The sequence below is a fragment of the Ochrobactrum sp. CGA5 genome (genome assembly GCF_006345815.1).
Taxonomy (GTDB): Bacteria; Pseudomonadota; Alphaproteobacteria; order Rhizobiales; family Rhizobiaceae; genus Brucella.
The window spans coordinates 365,864-379,686 of record NZ_VCIG01000042.1; the positions used below are offsets into that span (position 1 = coordinate 365,864).

The window sequence follows — 13,823 nt, forward strand, 5'->3', positions numbered from 1 at the left end:
CATCTACTCAACCATGATCACACTGGCGCTGGCACAGATGTTCTTCTTCTTCTGCCTGCAGGCGGCCTTCACCCATGGCGAAGACGGGTTGCAGGGCGTACCACGTGGCTATCTCTTTGGTATCATTGATCTCAACCAGCCGATGAACATGTATTATCTGGTGCTTGCACTGTTCATGCTTGGAGTCTTTGCCATCTGGCGCATCATCAATTCGCCCTTCGGCATGATTCTTAAATCTGTGCGTGAGAATGAAAGCCGTGCCGTTTCACTGGGCTATTCCGTCAATCACTACAAACTCGCAGCCTTTGTGATGTCGGCAGCACTTGCTGGACTTGCAGGCGGCATGAAGGCACTCGTCTTCCAGTTTGCAACATTGACGGATGTGGGCTGGCAAATGTCAGGCGAAGTGATCCTGATGGCGTTGCTCGGGGGCATCGGAACGCTCATCGGACCCATCGTCGGCGCAGCCTTCGTCGTCGCACTGCAAAACTATCTCGCAACGTCAGACTTCCCCGTGACAATCGTCACCGGAATCATCTTCATGGCATGCGTCCTCCTATTCCGAAAAGGGATCGTGGGTGAATTTTACGCCTGGTTTGAGCGGAGGAGATAGCCATGACAAAGGCCTTACCTATCTATCGCACTCGTGTTTCAAGCGAATGGATCGACTATAACGGTCATATGGGAGACTACGCTTACGGCATCGTTTTTTCCGATGCTGCAACCGCCTATATGGACAGGATAGGAATCGATGCTGCTTATCGGCAGGCCAACGCGGCCACGCTCTATACGCTTGATAGTCGCATTGGATATCTGAAAGAATGTCATGTAGATGAAATATTGCAGGTAGAGCTGGTCTTGGTCGATGCCGATCACAAGCGGTTGCATGTTTTCATGAAATTGCTCAATGCGGATGGAGAAATACTGGCGTTCTGCGAACAACTCTTGATGCATGTCGGTCGCGAGAGCGGGCATCCACGGGCTACAGACATGCCGCAAGAAGTGCAAGACATCATATTAGCAGACCTTAAATGCTCGAGGCTTGTTGAGAAGCCAGAGTGGATTAACAGCCGGATTGGCCTCAGAAGAAATTAGCTTTAGCCAACATACTCTCCGGCGTATCTACGATGTGCTTCGGTCCTGTGAACCCAAGCGGCTGGTTCGTACCTTCCAATGCTAGAGTGAGACGCTTCAGGTTGATGTTGTCCCGATAAGCTAACCCATAACTGATGAAAGTTCCTTGGCAAGTGGGTTGAAATGATATCGAAAGCTGGTGAGGATGCGTTCTGTTTGAAATTTATGTGATCCAAATTAAATCTGCCTACGTATTATATAGCAAGAATAATTAGTTTCCTTTCGCAACATGGCATATGAAGGCTCGGTATAGCTTTTGGCTTCTTCAAACCTGAGCGTATGGGGTTCAGCACGAATGGACGAACCGGCCGCCTATGAAAGTGAGCCATCAATGGAGGAATTGATGCAGGCGGTTGGTTCGCGGCGCGACGTGGACGCATTCGAGGCAATTTTCAGACATTATGCGCCTCGGGTGAAGGCCTATATGGCGAAACTATCTGCAGATACGCAAACAGCGGAAGAGCTGATGCAAGAAACGATGATTACGGTCTGGAACAAGGCTGACCAGTTTGATTCTTCCAAAGGAGCAGTGTCGACCTGGATTTTCACTATCGCCCGTAACCAGCGCATTGACGCGCTGCGACGCGACCGTCGGCCAGAAGTTGATCCGACAGATCCGGTCTTCATGCCTGATGAGGATCAACCAGCGGACTTGAAAGTCGCTAACCAGCAATCCGCCAAGGAGTTACGTGCTGCCATGGCAACTCTACCCAAAGAGCAATACATTTTGCTGGAACTCGCCTATTTCGACGAACATCCGCATAGCGCTATAGCCAAGAAGCTGAATCTGCCGCTTGGCACGGTTAAATCCCGTCTGCGATTGGCATTCACCAAATTGCGCGCAGCGCTCGATAATTCGGGGGTGCACTGATGGATATCAAACATCATCTGAGCGACGAACTCCTCTCAAGCTACGCTACAGGCGTGCTGTCAGAAGGCTGGAGCATTGCTGTTGCGACCCATCTTGCGCTTTGCCCTGCCTGCCGCTCAAGGCTTAAACAGTTTGAACAGATTGGCGGGCAGCTGCTTGAAACAGTTGAGCCGCAGAAACTCGAACCAGGCACATGGGACAGTTTCAAAGACAGGCTCCAGAAAACAACGCAATCAATGGCAAATCCGGCGCCAAGCGCCGAAATAAAACTGCCTGCTATAATACCGGAACCGCTGCGGTCCTATGTTGGCGGCGACTTGCCAGATCTGAAGTGGAAAACACTTGGCCGGGGTGCCTATCAAGTGCCAATTGAAACACGTGATAGCGAAACACAGGTTCGCCTATTGCGAATTCCGGCAGGGAAACCTGTGCCAGAGCATGGGCATGGAGGGCGCGAACTGACATTGGTTCTGAGCGGCAGTTTCCATGACGGAACCGGGATATTTGCACGCGGGGATATTGAGGAAGCGGATGCTGATCTCGTGCACCAGCCGATTGCTTCACCGGATGGCGATTGCATCTGCCTTGCCGTGACCGACGCTCCGCTCAAATTCCAGAGCTTGTTTATGCGGTTCGTGCAGCCATTGATTGGCATCTAGAGAAAAGCCTGTAAATATGCCTTTCTTGTTAGTTCAAAACGACGATTGCCGCATTCAAGGCCGTCGCAAGCGATAACCATATCAAGTACGGCACAAATAGCAGTGCCGATATACGATCTGGCTGCCAAGCACGAATTATAAACAAAAGCGCGCAGAACCAGACGCCGATGATCACGACAAGCCCCAGCCCGGTCATATGTGCCCCGAAGAAAATCGGCGACCATATGAAGTTCAACACCATTTGGGCAATCCATGGTCCGCGACGCTGCCAACCGCTATCGCTTAACCATGTACGCCAGCCCGCAAAGGCAATGAAAACATAGAGTACTGTCCAGATAGGACCAAATGCACCATTGGGCGGAGTAAACCAAGGCTTCTCAAGCGATGCATACCAGTCACCCGGCGGAAAGCCGATACCGATTCCCATTCCGACGACGATAATCACCAAAACAAAGACGGTCAGAAGACCAAGCTTTTGCATATACCTGCTCCAGTTTATCCACTGACCCGTGAAGTTACCCAATAGCCGATGTAAGCAGATGTGGCAGAGAGAACGGTACCCCAAATCATGTCTGCTATAGTCAGCGACCAAGACCAGTTTTTCAAGGTGGCCTGATTGGTCAGGTCATAAGTGGCATAGGCGATGAACCCCAACAACGCACCATGAAGAAGGGTGACTGTACCGCTACTTGCCAGAAGTCCCGGCCTGACCGCAAAGAAGACCAGCCCGAAGACAAAAATCACATAGAAAACAACAGCAGGCGCCGGCCGAAATCCAGACATCATCATATCGCCCATAACAGGCCGATAGATAATATTGGCCATATTGGAGAGCCAGATGGAGTCGATAGCCAGAAACGCAACCGCTGTTGCCATATAGGCAATAAGATAGTCCTTCATCTCAACCAACTTTCTTATTTTATGCGCGTCCAGCCTACACTCCGACACAGGAGGCCAGCCAGAACACATCCGTTGGAGGTCATGTTGTCACCGTTAATTTTCACTTTGATTTTGTAGGTTAGGTTGCGTTGCGGATCGAAAGCTGTGCCTGCATATTGCCCGCTCGCAGTCTCATTAATGCTCATAACCAACTGATCTCCGGCTTTTTCTCTTGGTGTTCCGGGCTTGATCCAAGTGTTGGTGGCGCAGATGTCCTTGCCACATCCGACAATTTGTACCCGTGCTTTGCCATCCCCGCGCGCCCAGTTACCGTTGATTTCGCCCGCTTGCGCAGCAAATGGAAGCAACATTGTCATTACGCTGACCGTCAGTATCCATTTCATCGGCGCATTCCCTATTCGTGGACTGGATTTACGCATGCTCAATAGTATAGAGGCCGACATTGATAGCACCTTCCTCGAAACCACCTTCGCAATAGCAAAGGTAATACTCCCAAAGCCTCCGAAACCTGGTGTCAAAACCAAGCTTCTCGATTTCGGGCCAATTGGAGATGAAACGATGACGCCATTCGGCAAGAGTCCGAGCATAGGAATGGCCAAAGTGTTCGATGTCTTTTACAACAAGTCCAGACTTCAACAGATTGCGCTCAAGCACTTTATCGGAAGGCAGAAAGCCGCCCGGAAAGATAAATTTCTGGATGAAGTCAGCCTTGCGGCGATAATTTTCATAACGCAGATGTTCAATTGAAATGATCTGTAGAACAGCGCGGCCACCCGGCGTTAAACAACGCTTCATAGTTGCGAAATATTCCGGCCAATAGGCTTCACCAACGGCCTCGAACATCTCTATAGAGACAATCCTATCAAACTGTCCTTCTACATCACGGTAATCCTGCAACCGAAGATCAACATCATGCTTCCGGTCTGCTTGCGCTACGGTTTGCTTTGCCCATGCAAGCTGTGACGGTGACAGGGTGATACCGGTTACTTGAGCTCCATGATGCGTCGCCAGAAACGTTGCCAGAGCGCCCCAGCCGCAACCGATCTCAAGAACTTTTTCGCCGCCCTCAAGTGCGAGTTTGTCCGCTATACGCTGCAATTTATACCGTTGCGCGCTTTCCAGGCTTTGCGTTTCCTCATTCCATATCGCGGATGAATAAAGCATCGAAGGATCGAGCCAGCGGCGATAAAAATCATTGCCGAGATCATAGTGGGCTTCGATGTTGCGCCGGCTGCCACGACGCGTGTTTGCATTGAAAAGATGTGCGATACGGTGCAGCGTCCGCATCCAGAATGAACCGCGTAAAGTCGAGAGTAGTGTGTTTCGATTGCGTGCCGCAAAGCGGATGACCGCGGTTAGATCGGGTGACGTCCATTCGCCTTCAATATAGGCTTGCGCAAAGCCAATATCGCCGCCTGTCAGCAGGCGACGCAGGCAGCGCCAGCTCTTGATTATTATTTTCGCATCGGGTCCGGCGAGGCTGCCTTGAGCAGACATTACTTGTCCCGACGGTAGGACTAGTATCAGTCGCCCATGATGCACCTGATGGATTAATCGACGCAAAAGACGCCCCGAAGGGCTTAAACCGGAATGGCTGCGCGAGTTGGAGGCAGGAAGCGGAGAGGTCTCATTGATATGACTCATACAGCCTTACTCCTTTGCCGAGACGGCTCTCGGCGTATATGTGTGATCGGATCTTGTGGTGGCTGCGGGCGTTGGTGCAAGCCAATGCCCTTCAACCAGATTCTCAGGGCTTCCCAGTGGATCCCGCCAACCACTTTCAATGTAAGAAACGGTATTGCAAGGAAGGCACGCAACAATGCGGCGTCGCTCAGTTCGACCCGCCGCGCAAGATGACGAGCTGTTAGCAGCAGGCCCTCGTCGTCAAAGCAATTGATGCGTATGGAGAGCTTGTCTGTCGGTGGCGTGACCTCAAACTCGTATCGCAGTCTCATATCCAGAAATGGCGAGACGTAGAACGCTTTGTCACAGATTTGCACAATACGTTCGCTCGAATGGGCTTCGACAAGGATCATATAGCCGTGGCGTTGGCGAAAGGTGTTATCAACCTCCCAGAGGATGGCTACAAGCTCCTCACTACGATTATAGCAAAAGAAAACGCTGAGCGGATTGAAAGCCCAGCCAGCAATCCTTGGCATGGTCAACAAGCGGATGGCACCACCATCCGGTTCTGTTCCTGCTGCACGCATAGCGCGTTCCACTTGCTCGCGCAGTGGTGCGGCCGATCCATCTCCTCTGTCTTTTCTGTAGAAAGAAAACAGGTTGAAACAGTCGAGCGAAAACAGCTTCAATTGATGATCAAGTGCTTCCAACTCGTCGAGATCAAGCAGCAGCGAATAGATCTTATATGCCAGCTTGTGAGCCTTCGGCCGCAGACGAGCATGCGTCACATAGCCGGGGAACAGTGCTGACCGGAAGCTTTCGGTCATGCCAGCGCCCTTTCCCGAACAGGCAAAGCATGGCGAACGATGCGCGCACTTTCCTGCTCGACCCGCCATGGGCGGCGCAGCCCACCCAGATCTTCCGCCACTGCAAGACCTGCTTGAAGCCCGTCCTCATGGAAGCCAGAGCCGAAATAGGCACCGCAAAACCATGTCCGGTTCTGCCCCTGCAATGACCAGATTTCATTCTGTGCGCGATCCGTTTCTAGATCGAAGATCGGATGCTCATAGATTTCGCGTCGGATCACAAGTTCTCCGCGTGGCGCGCGGCAGGGATTGAGCGTAACAAAAACTTCTGGCCCAGGACCCAACGGTTGCAGCCGGTTCATCCAGTAGGTAATAGATGGCTGCGTCGAGCCAGTTTCCGCATTGGTAAGATAGTTCCAGCTCGACCATGCCGCTCGACGTTTTGGCATGAGCGACGCATCGCTATGCAAAACCGCTTCATTTCGCGAATATTGAAACGCTCCGAGAATGCGACTTTCATCCGAGCGTGGATCGGACAACATCCGCAAGGCTTGATCGGCATGAGTGGCGATCACAACTTCGTCGAAGACATGGGAAGCGCCGTTCCCATCAATCAACTCGACCGAATGTTCCAGGCGGCGCACGGATTTGACGGGCGTCGAAAGCTTGATCCGGTCTGCATAAGGCTTGGTGATACGCTTTACATACTCCCGACTACCACCTGTTACTGTACGCCAGACAGGCCTGTCCCGAAGCGCAAGAAGACCATGATTGCAGCAGAAGCGAACGAAGCTTGCAGCTGGATAACGCCCCACTTCCAAAGCGGGAGTGGACCATATTGCGGCCGCCATTGGGTAAAGATGATCCTCACGGAAGGCTCGACCGTAGCCATTGCGTGAAAGATAATCATCCAGCGAAATACCGCCCATAATGCTCAGATCCTTGGGAGCATTACGATAAAACCGCAGAAGATCGCGGATCATCGACCAAAAGCGCAGACTGACCAGATTGGAGCGCTGGGCAAGCAGACCCAAGCCGGTTCCGCCTGAATATTCATAGGCGCCACTTCCGACCGAAACGGCAAACGACATGTTCGACGCGACAGTCGGGACTTCAAGTGTGCGAAACAATGCCGTCAGGTTGGGGTAGGTCACTTCATTATAGACAATGAACCCGGTATCAACCGCGACCGGTCCGTGGATACTCTCAAACTCGACTGTATTGCTATGGCCGCCGATGCGGTTTGATGCTTCAAAAACGGTCACATCATGTCGTTGCGAAAGCAGCCACGCAGCAGACAACCCGGAAATCCCGCTGCCTATAATCGCGACCCTGAGAGGCTTTGAACTGGCCGGACGGTTGTTGATATTCATAGACCCTCACTGTGCTGAGCTTATGCTGCTTTTGATCGTTTTACGTTGTGAGAGTGGCGTTGGATCAGCAGGCTTTAAAATTTTTTTGGTTTTTCGGTTAGGTTACGAAACCAAAAGGTAAAAGCGAACGTAAGAGCTGTAGAAACGTAACATCAGCCAAAGGTCCGCCATGCAACTCAGTCTGCTTTTGATTGTTGCCTTCTGTCTATCGGCCATCATGGCGCTTGCTTGGCTGATAGAACGAAAGACTGGCAAAAGCGGTTGGATCGACGCCATCTGGTCGTTTTCGGTGGGGGGTGGTTCAATCTTGGCAGTGCTGTTGGCAGATGCGACATGGCATCGGCGGTCAGCGATACTGATCCTCATTCTGATGTGGTCGCTGCGGCTTGGCTTTCACATCGCTTGGAGAAGCATCAGGCATGGCGAAGATCCGCGTTATGCAAAGCTCATGAAGGAATGGAGGGAAAGTGCTTCCTTGCGCCTTTTCTGGTTTTTACAGACACAGGCAGTAGCAGCCTTCGTACTGGTGCTGGCAGTATATCTTGCGGCCGTCAGTCGCCCCGGCTTTCCCTATTTCTTTGATATGATCGCGACTGTAATTATCGTGATAGCTCTTGCAGGTGAAGCGTTGTCCGATGTGCAGCTGGAGCGGTTTCGCAAGACGCCAGAAGCGAAAACTGAAGTTTGCGAAACCGGACTTTGGGCTTACTCAAGGCATCCGAACTATTTCTTTGAATGGATGTTTTGGTGTGCATGGCCTCTGCTGGCAATCAACGAGTTTTGGCTGAGTTGGCTTTCGCTGCTTGCTCCAATCCAGATGTATTGGCTCTTGGTTCACGTATCGGGTATTCCTCCGCTTGAGGAACATATGGTGAAATCGCGCGGTGAAAAATTCCGAGCCCTGCAGCGGCGGGTCAATAAGTTTTTCCCCGGTCCCCGGAGAAGCTCTGAAAGACCAGTGACGCCGATATGAATTGGTGGCTTCTGCAATCAAAGCGGTGGGCACTTTAAGAACCATTGACTAAGAAATATCGTTAAGCGCGAGCGCGGCGTCTCCATCGATAATAAGCCCGTTTATGATTCCACTTTTTAGAAGCGCATTCGCTGCGGCCGCTTTTCCCGGCCGGTGATGAGCAGAACCGCCTGCACTTTTTTAGTTCGACAAAGCTGAGGGCAATTGTGCGCTGGTTCGTCTCATGCTGAACCTGTTTCCCCTTGTCCGAAACTCCGCAAGTGTAGGCTTCCTCGCCGACGGATTGAAGAACATTTCTACTGGCAATAAGGTGGCTTCTTATCAGCAACCATGGTGCACCCCCGCTTGATTTCATCCCTGATCATGTCGCACGAATTGCTCGCATTACACGGCGGGTGCGTTGCAGGTGAAATCTCTTTGCATTGATTGACAAGAACGTTTGCTGCTTTCACACCGATCTCTTGCCTACATTCTGTCGCGGAATCGGCCTCGGCATTGTCCGCAATTTTTCTCAACCAGCCTAGTTGCTGGTTGAGGAGGTCAGCCCTTTGGCGAGTTAGAACTTCCTTGCAATCTGCTTCAGAAGCCATGATCGCGTAGTTTATTTGCTGATATCGACACTCACTATCGCGATACTTGATCCAATTGCGCTGACTCTCCTTGAGCTGCATTTGGTTCGAGGCAGGCAGAGAATTTATGACTTGGCTATAGAGATCATTCAGCTTGCGATCTGCCGTTTTCAGATCGGCATATGCATCCGTTGAATGCATTGTAGCAAGTATTAAGAAAGCCGCTGTCCTTAGTCGTCTCATGTTCGAATCCCCACCCGTTCCTATCGAACATCTATTAGAATTGTCCGAGCGGCAACGATCTTAATTACTATTATTACTTGGTCGTATAGCCGCCATTCACGAGAATAGTCTGGCCGGTCATCCACCATCCCTCCGAGATCAGGAGGCGAATCCAAGGGACTATGTCCTCAATATCCGTAAGTCCCGTTTTCGAGAAACCCGACAATGCAGCCGCTGTCTTATGATAAGCTACTGCATCTGCGCCTTCAGCAGGGTAAAAGAATGGCGTGTCCATCGGACCTGGGCCGATAGCGGTTACTGAGATGCCACGCTCGCCGAATTCCTTTGAAGCTGCGCGCGTGAAGTGTTCGACAGGTGCCTTTGTGCCAGCATAGCTAGAATAGAATGGTGTGTAAGCGCCAAGCAAGGATGTAACGAGCGTACAGATTTTGCCATTGTCATTGAGTTGTTTACCGGCTTCCTTGATGAAGAAAAATGCGGCCTTGGCGTTCACTGCAGACATCTCGTCGTACTCGGCTTCCGAAATCTCTGCCATTGGCTTTTTTAGAACTTTGCCGACAGTGTTAATGGCAATGTCAGGCTTGCCAATGGCTGCAATGGTATCGGCAAACAACTTCTCGGTCGCACCTGCTGTAATGAGGTTTGCCTGAAACGCAACGGCTTGAGCGCCCAATGCCTTCACTGCTGCAACGGTGGTATCTGCATCCGACTTACTTGCAGCGCTGTTATAGTGAATGGCGATTGCCTTGGCACCGTGAGCGGCGAGATCACGGGCAATCAGGCCACCGAGATTCTTGGCACCGCCCGCTATAAGGACGGTTTTACCTTTGATGGAATGATCGACCATAAACGTGATTCCTTTGAGCTTCTGCTGGATGACAACCAATGGGCTAACGCCATCTTGCCGCACTGAATAATTTGAAAGACCGCTGTCAGTTTATAGGGGGCGGACTGACAGCGGCCTTTCACGCGTGCTGATGTTGAATGCGTTCGGGCGCCAACATCAGCCCTCGGTGATTGTATTCACCACTTCATCCGAAAGCCCACCGTTCCCTTGACGGAATAGCTGTCGCCGAAGTTATTGAGACTGGTTGTGACAAGACCTTCGCTATAGATCGAATACTTGTCATCGTCCCAGTTGTAGGTTCCGCCAACGCCAAGCCCACCCCAAATACGATCATTGCGGCTGGCAAAACTCACACTGTCAACATCGACCTTCGTTCCTTCAAGAAACTCGTAGTAGAGATTGCCAATACCGTAGACGTGTGTACGGTTGAGCATACCATTGTCATTTTGCCACGAGTTTTCATGATCAAGTGTAAGGCCGAGACGGCCCTGCAGGCTCTCGCCGCGATCAATGCTGACACGAGAACCGAAAACATCGGTAAATGCGTCAAAATCGACGTTGGAATAGACCAGTTGTGCTTGTGGCGTCAGGGACCACTCAGGACCTATGGCAATCCGCTTGCCACCTTCCAGTGAGAGGGCATAGCCGAAACCGTCATTGCCATCGGTCAGGCTCATGTCGGCAAGAAGGGAATTCAGATCGCTCCTGTACCACGTCACCTGTCCCTGACTGTCGAGATAGAAACCGTTCTCGCCATACCACGTCAGTGTACCGCCAAAACCATAACCGTTAGTACGAATCTCACCATCGCCGTAAACAGAATTTATGTCGGTTTTGCCATGGGCGTAATGGATTGTTACTCCACCTATCAGCTTGCCGCTTTCCGTTTCACTTAGCAGTCCATCAATGCCGGCCTGAAGTTTGAAGACATTCTGGTCGTAATCGGTAGCCGAGGTTGAGAAACGCGGTTCGACGCTGTTATGCGCGCCTTCAATGCGACCCCATACGCCATTGCCTTCGATTGCAACGCCGGTTTCTTCCGGGGCGGCGTAAGGTGTGCCGACCGGATCAGCGCCCTGCGCAATAACCTTGTTGCCGTTACCTGCCCAGAAACGATTGCCAACGCGCTGCTGCAAAGTCGGCAAACCGTTTAGGCCAATCAAAGCCTGTGGGTAGGCCTCGTAGGATGGAACACCAGCCTGATAAAGCGGTGTTTCAGGATCAGTCGGCATAAGCTGTGAACGTAGATACCAGTTGCCATCAGACGGTGTTGAAGTGCCGCCCTGATAAAGCTGATACGCATAAGCGCCTGCAACGACAGCCTGTTTGCCGCCAATCGAGTATTCGCCGAGCAGCGAGAACGAACCATTCGAAGCACCGTTCACCTCAATGATCCGGATACCTTCATTGGTCTGCGCGCCCGTTCCTCCGACATTGTTGATGCCCACATTCGTCGTGCCGGAGGTGTCGCCATTAATGACAACCATATCCGTTCTTGAACTGTCGTCGCCAAGAACAACGTCGAACAACATCTGTCCGCCATTGCCATTATAATTTCCACCGATGATCACGACATCGCCGACTGCATCATCGACCGTCGTGATTGTTCCGGCATTGGCCACGTCTCCGCTGAACGAATAAATCCCGGTTCCGTCGCCCGTTCCAATGAAGGTCGACGTAGGATCGATCGTCATATTGCCGTTGAAGTCAAGTGATGCCATTCCGTCGAGCGTGGATCCGTTCGTGAGATTAACACCGGTTGTTCCCTCATCGGGTTCGCCGACATGCCACGCACCGTCATCAATCGACAGATGAGCTTGATCCAGAGTTACAATTTCCCAATTGGTAATCTTGCCGCCATTGGTGGTCGCCGAAACACCCTTGAGTGTCAGCGTATCAATCATTCCATCGGCAACGGAAGTGTCATCGCCGCCGTTGAGCACTTGCGAGCCATCATAGGTCGATGCACTTACCGTTGCCGTGTCGGAACCGTCCTGACCGTAGAAACCTCCAGCCAGCTTGCCGCCCGTCCAGTTGAACGTGTCATTGCCTTCATGGTTGGCAACACCATCATTGCTCTGGGCGTCGTCCCTGTCGTCGCCGTAAATATTACCGGTATAGGTCCCGCCAGCCAGATTGAAGATATCATTGCCGAGGCCCAGGATCGCATCGCCGGTTACAGTACCGGCGCTGTTAACGGTGACATTGCCCCCGACCGTATCCGATGCGGTTGGATTACCAGCAACACCACCATCCCGAATGGCGATCCCGGATGTTGCGGTCAGGGCTGCCGAAGCTGCAATGTCGATAGTTGCACCGCTCGCTGCAATTGTCTGGATGCCCGCGCTGGCCCCACCACTCACGTTGCCAACGACGTTGACCAATGACACACCCGTACCCCTGTTCCAGGCGAGGATACCGGTTTTGCCCGCAATGGAACCCGCAGTCTGTTTTACAGTCAGATCGGTGCCGCTGTTCCGTGCATAGACCCCGTAGTCACCGGAAGCAGTCACGTCGCCGGACAACGTAACTATAGTCGAGCCTGTACCCGCATTGTCTGCGAAAACACCATAGGTACCACCTTTGACCGATCCCGACATCTGCTGGACAACCATATCCTTCGCCGTGCTGGCGTTAAAGGCATAAAGGCCAGCTCGTACGGTTGCCGTGACGTCTCCGGAACTGACGATCGTCGTTGTTCCGGTACCCCGGTTATTGGCGTACATGCCAAACCAATTGCCGGAGACCGACCCTTCCCTTTGGATAAGGCTAATGTCCGTCGCCGACACATCATTGTAGGCGTAAATACCGTAGGTGTCGTTATTTGTCGCGCCGGTCTGGGTCTGGTTTACAATTCCGGCTGTCGTGATCGTCACAGCGCCGGTGCCCCAATTATCGGCGCGAATGCCATGCGTATAGCCGGTGATTGTGCTATCTGCCCCCTGTGTGATGGTAATGTCTGTGGCGCTGGCTGAATTTAGCGCCCATATACCGTTGTCAAGTGCTCCACTCACGTCACCGGCGACAGCGATTACGGTCGCTCCCACGCTACCATGGACCGTGTGAATTCCGTTGTCCGCGCCAGAGATTGTCCCGCCAGTCTGACTGACAATCAAGTCTGTCGCGTTCCCCTCGTTGTTGGCGTAGATAGCGTCACCGGATATTCCCGTCACAGTGCCGGAAGATATGACTGTAGTGAACCCAGTGCCGTAATTGGTGACGTAAACTCCCTCAGTACCGCTTAAGGCCCCATTTGATGTGATTGCAACCGAGCCGGTTCCATCATTGATTGCCAAAATACCCTGCCCACCAGAGGACGTGATGGATGAAGCATTTCCGTCGGTCAGCGTTATCCCGCCGATTGCGTCGACTCTGATCGCGCCCCCCGCGGTTGACATCCCGAATCCAGGCTCTGTGATAATCGTCACCGGCGTGGCAGACGAAATATACACCGACGGATCGCTGCCCGTGCTCGAAGCAGCGCTGGAGCAGCTCCAGGTTTCGGCGCCAGACGGGGCGCAGTCACCTGCCAATGATGGTGAAGACCAGACGAACAGTGATGTAAATGCCGCAGCAGAAACCACCGAAACGCCAGCTAGCGACAGAATCAATTCTGCGTCACAGGGCGCTATTCCACCAGCGACCCCTTTGTACTTGCCGATGCGACCTCCACGAAAGAAGGTTATTTCTTTGTAAAGTTTATTTTCGCTCTTTTGTTGCCTTGTTCTCAAAGAGACCCCCTTCCGAATCTGATCCAATTCAAAGTATTTCTATTTCGCTCTATAATATTTCTTATGAAATAAGAATAAATAGATTACTGGATAT

General features: G+C 52.0%; 14 protein-coding genes. 5 read left to right on the top strand and 9 right to left on the bottom strand.

The features are described 5' to 3' along the window. The 4 genes from FJQ48_RS19995 to FJQ48_RS20010 all read left to right on the top strand — a co-directional run. The coding region (locus FJQ48_RS19995; RefSeq protein ID WP_139976779.1) for a branched-chain amino acid ABC transporter permease at nucleotides 1-613 on the top strand (613 nt) is incomplete at its 5' end. Between the two features lie 2 nt (nucleotides 614-615). After that, nucleotides 616-1,095 carry a thioesterase family protein gene (locus tag FJQ48_RS20000; RefSeq protein ID WP_139976662.1) on the top strand — a complete coding sequence of 160 codons (480 nt, stop codon included), beginning with the start codon at nucleotides 616-618 and terminating at the stop codon, nucleotides 1,093-1,095. Between the two features lie 370 nt (nucleotides 1,096-1,465). Next, complete coding sequence (locus FJQ48_RS20005) at nucleotides 1,466-2,005, top strand: sigma-70 family RNA polymerase sigma factor (RefSeq protein ID WP_139976780.1); 540 nt, start codon at nucleotides 1,466-1,468, stop codon at nucleotides 2,003-2,005. Continuing rightward, on the top strand, nucleotides 2,005-2,664 hold the full coding sequence (locus FJQ48_RS20010) for a ChrR family anti-sigma-E factor (RefSeq protein WP_139976663.1): 660 nt from the start codon (nucleotides 2,005-2,007) through the stop codon (nucleotides 2,662-2,664). The genes FJQ48_RS20005 and FJQ48_RS20010 overlap by 1 nt, the downstream gene beginning before the upstream one ends. A gap of 28 nt (nucleotides 2,665-2,692) precedes the next feature. Here the strand turns inward: FJQ48_RS20010 and FJQ48_RS20015 are convergent, their stop codons facing one another. From FJQ48_RS20015 to FJQ48_RS20040, 6 genes are read right to left on the bottom strand one after another with little or no spacing between them, the layout of a single operon-like run. Further along, a complete protein-coding gene (locus tag FJQ48_RS20015) occupies nucleotides 2,693-3,145 on the bottom strand; it encodes a TspO/MBR family protein (RefSeq protein WP_139976664.1) in 453 nt (150 codons plus the stop codon). 14 nt (nucleotides 3,146-3,159) lie between these two features. Continuing rightward, nucleotides 3,160-3,564: a DUF2177 family protein gene (locus tag FJQ48_RS20020; protein WP_139976665.1), complete on the bottom strand. Its 405-nt coding sequence runs from the start codon at nucleotides 3,562-3,564 to the stop codon at nucleotides 3,160-3,162. A gap of 14 nt (nucleotides 3,565-3,578) precedes the next feature. Continuing rightward, the gene (locus FJQ48_RS20025; RefSeq protein WP_139976666.1) at nucleotides 3,579-3,947 is read right to left on the bottom strand and encodes a DUF2147 domain-containing protein; all 369 of its coding nucleotides are present in this window, start codon (nucleotides 3,945-3,947) and stop codon (nucleotides 3,579-3,581) included. Between the two features lie 28 nt (nucleotides 3,948-3,975). Then, entirely contained in the window at nucleotides 3,976-5,208 is a 1,233-nt protein-coding gene (locus FJQ48_RS20030) for a cyclopropane-fatty-acyl-phospholipid synthase family protein (protein WP_139976667.1), read from the bottom strand. Continuing rightward, complete coding sequence (locus tag FJQ48_RS20035) at nucleotides 5,205-6,014, bottom strand: DUF1365 family protein (protein ID WP_139976668.1); 810 nt, start codon at nucleotides 6,012-6,014, stop codon at nucleotides 5,205-5,207. The genes FJQ48_RS20030 and FJQ48_RS20035 overlap by 4 nt, the downstream gene beginning before the upstream one ends. After that, nucleotides 6,011-7,366 carry an NAD(P)/FAD-dependent oxidoreductase gene (locus tag FJQ48_RS20040; protein WP_139976669.1) on the bottom strand — a complete coding sequence of 452 codons (1,356 nt, stop codon included), beginning with the start codon at nucleotides 7,364-7,366 and terminating at the stop codon, nucleotides 6,011-6,013. The genes FJQ48_RS20035 and FJQ48_RS20040 overlap by 4 nt, the downstream gene beginning before the upstream one ends. Nucleotides 7,367-7,535: 169 nt before the next feature. Between FJQ48_RS20040 and FJQ48_RS20045 the strand changes: the two genes are divergently transcribed. Continuing rightward, nucleotides 7,536-8,339 (top strand): DUF1295 domain-containing protein, encoded by an 804-nt coding sequence (locus FJQ48_RS20045; RefSeq protein WP_139976670.1) that lies wholly within the window; start codon nucleotides 7,536-7,538, stop codon nucleotides 8,337-8,339. A gap of 296 nt (nucleotides 8,340-8,635) precedes the next feature. On the opposite strand, the gene FJQ48_RS20055 is transcribed toward FJQ48_RS20045, so the two are convergent. The 3 genes from FJQ48_RS20055 to FJQ48_RS20065 all read right to left on the bottom strand — a co-directional run bounded on the left by FJQ48_RS20055 (nucleotide 8,636) and on the right by FJQ48_RS20065 (nucleotide 13,396). Continuing rightward, nucleotides 8,636-9,151 carry a lysozyme inhibitor LprI family protein gene (locus FJQ48_RS20055; protein WP_139976671.1) on the bottom strand — a complete coding sequence of 172 codons (516 nt, stop codon included), beginning with the start codon at nucleotides 9,149-9,151 and terminating at the stop codon, nucleotides 8,636-8,638. A 73-nt stretch (nucleotides 9,152-9,224) separates the two neighbouring features. Then, nucleotides 9,225-9,998, bottom strand: a complete 774-nt coding sequence (locus tag FJQ48_RS20060; protein ID WP_139976672.1) for an SDR family oxidoreductase — start codon at nucleotides 9,996-9,998, stop codon at nucleotides 9,225-9,227. Nucleotides 9,999-10,174: 176 nt separating this feature from the next. Beyond that, nucleotides 10,175-13,396 carry an autotransporter outer membrane beta-barrel domain-containing protein gene (locus FJQ48_RS20065; protein WP_247870423.1) on the bottom strand — a complete coding sequence of 1,074 codons (3,222 nt, stop codon included), beginning with the start codon at nucleotides 13,394-13,396 and terminating at the stop codon, nucleotides 10,175-10,177. Between the last annotated feature and the right edge of the window lie 427 nt (nucleotides 13,397-13,823).

Excerpts from the sequence above, each read along its gene's own strand:
- FJQ48_RS20000 (WP_139976662.1), top strand. The coding sequence starts at position 616 with ATGACAAAGGCCTTACCTATCTATCGCACTCGTGTTTCAAGCGAATGG.
- FJQ48_RS20005 (WP_139976780.1), top strand. The coding sequence starts at position 1,466 with ATGGAGGAATTGATGCAGGCGGTTGGTTCGCGGCGCGACGTGGACGCA.
- FJQ48_RS20010 (WP_139976663.1), top strand. The coding sequence starts at position 2,005 with ATGGATATCAAACATCATCTGAGCGACGAACTCCTCTCAAGCTACGCT.
- FJQ48_RS20015 (WP_139976664.1), bottom strand. The coding sequence starts at position 3,145 with ATGCAAAAGCTTGGTCTTCTGACCGTCTTTGTTTTGGTGATTATCGTC.
- FJQ48_RS20020 (WP_139976665.1), bottom strand. The coding sequence starts at position 3,564 with ATGAAGGACTATCTTATTGCCTATATGGCAACAGCGGTTGCGTTTCTG.
- FJQ48_RS20025 (WP_139976666.1), bottom strand. The coding sequence starts at position 3,947 with ATGAAATGGATACTGACGGTCAGCGTAATGACAATGTTGCTTCCATTT.
- FJQ48_RS20030 (WP_139976667.1), bottom strand. The coding sequence starts at position 5,208 with ATGAGTCATATCAATGAGACCTCTCCGCTTCCTGCCTCCAACTCGCGC.
- FJQ48_RS20035 (WP_139976668.1), bottom strand. The coding sequence starts at position 6,014 with ATGACCGAAAGCTTCCGGTCAGCACTGTTCCCCGGCTATGTGACGCAT.
- FJQ48_RS20040 (WP_139976669.1), bottom strand. The coding sequence starts at position 7,366 with ATGAATATCAACAACCGTCCGGCCAGTTCAAAGCCTCTCAGGGTCGCG.
- FJQ48_RS20045 (WP_139976670.1), top strand. The coding sequence starts at position 7,536 with ATGCAACTCAGTCTGCTTTTGATTGTTGCCTTCTGTCTATCGGCCATC.
- FJQ48_RS20055 (WP_139976671.1), bottom strand. The coding sequence starts at position 9,151 with ATGAGACGACTAAGGACAGCGGCTTTCTTAATACTTGCTACAATGCAT.
- FJQ48_RS20060 (WP_139976672.1), bottom strand. The coding sequence starts at position 9,998 with ATGGTCGATCATTCCATCAAAGGTAAAACCGTCCTTATAGCGGGCGGT.
- FJQ48_RS20065 (WP_247870423.1), bottom strand. The coding sequence starts at position 13,396 with ATGTCAACCGCGGGGGGCGCGATCAGAGTCGACGCAATCGGCGGGATA.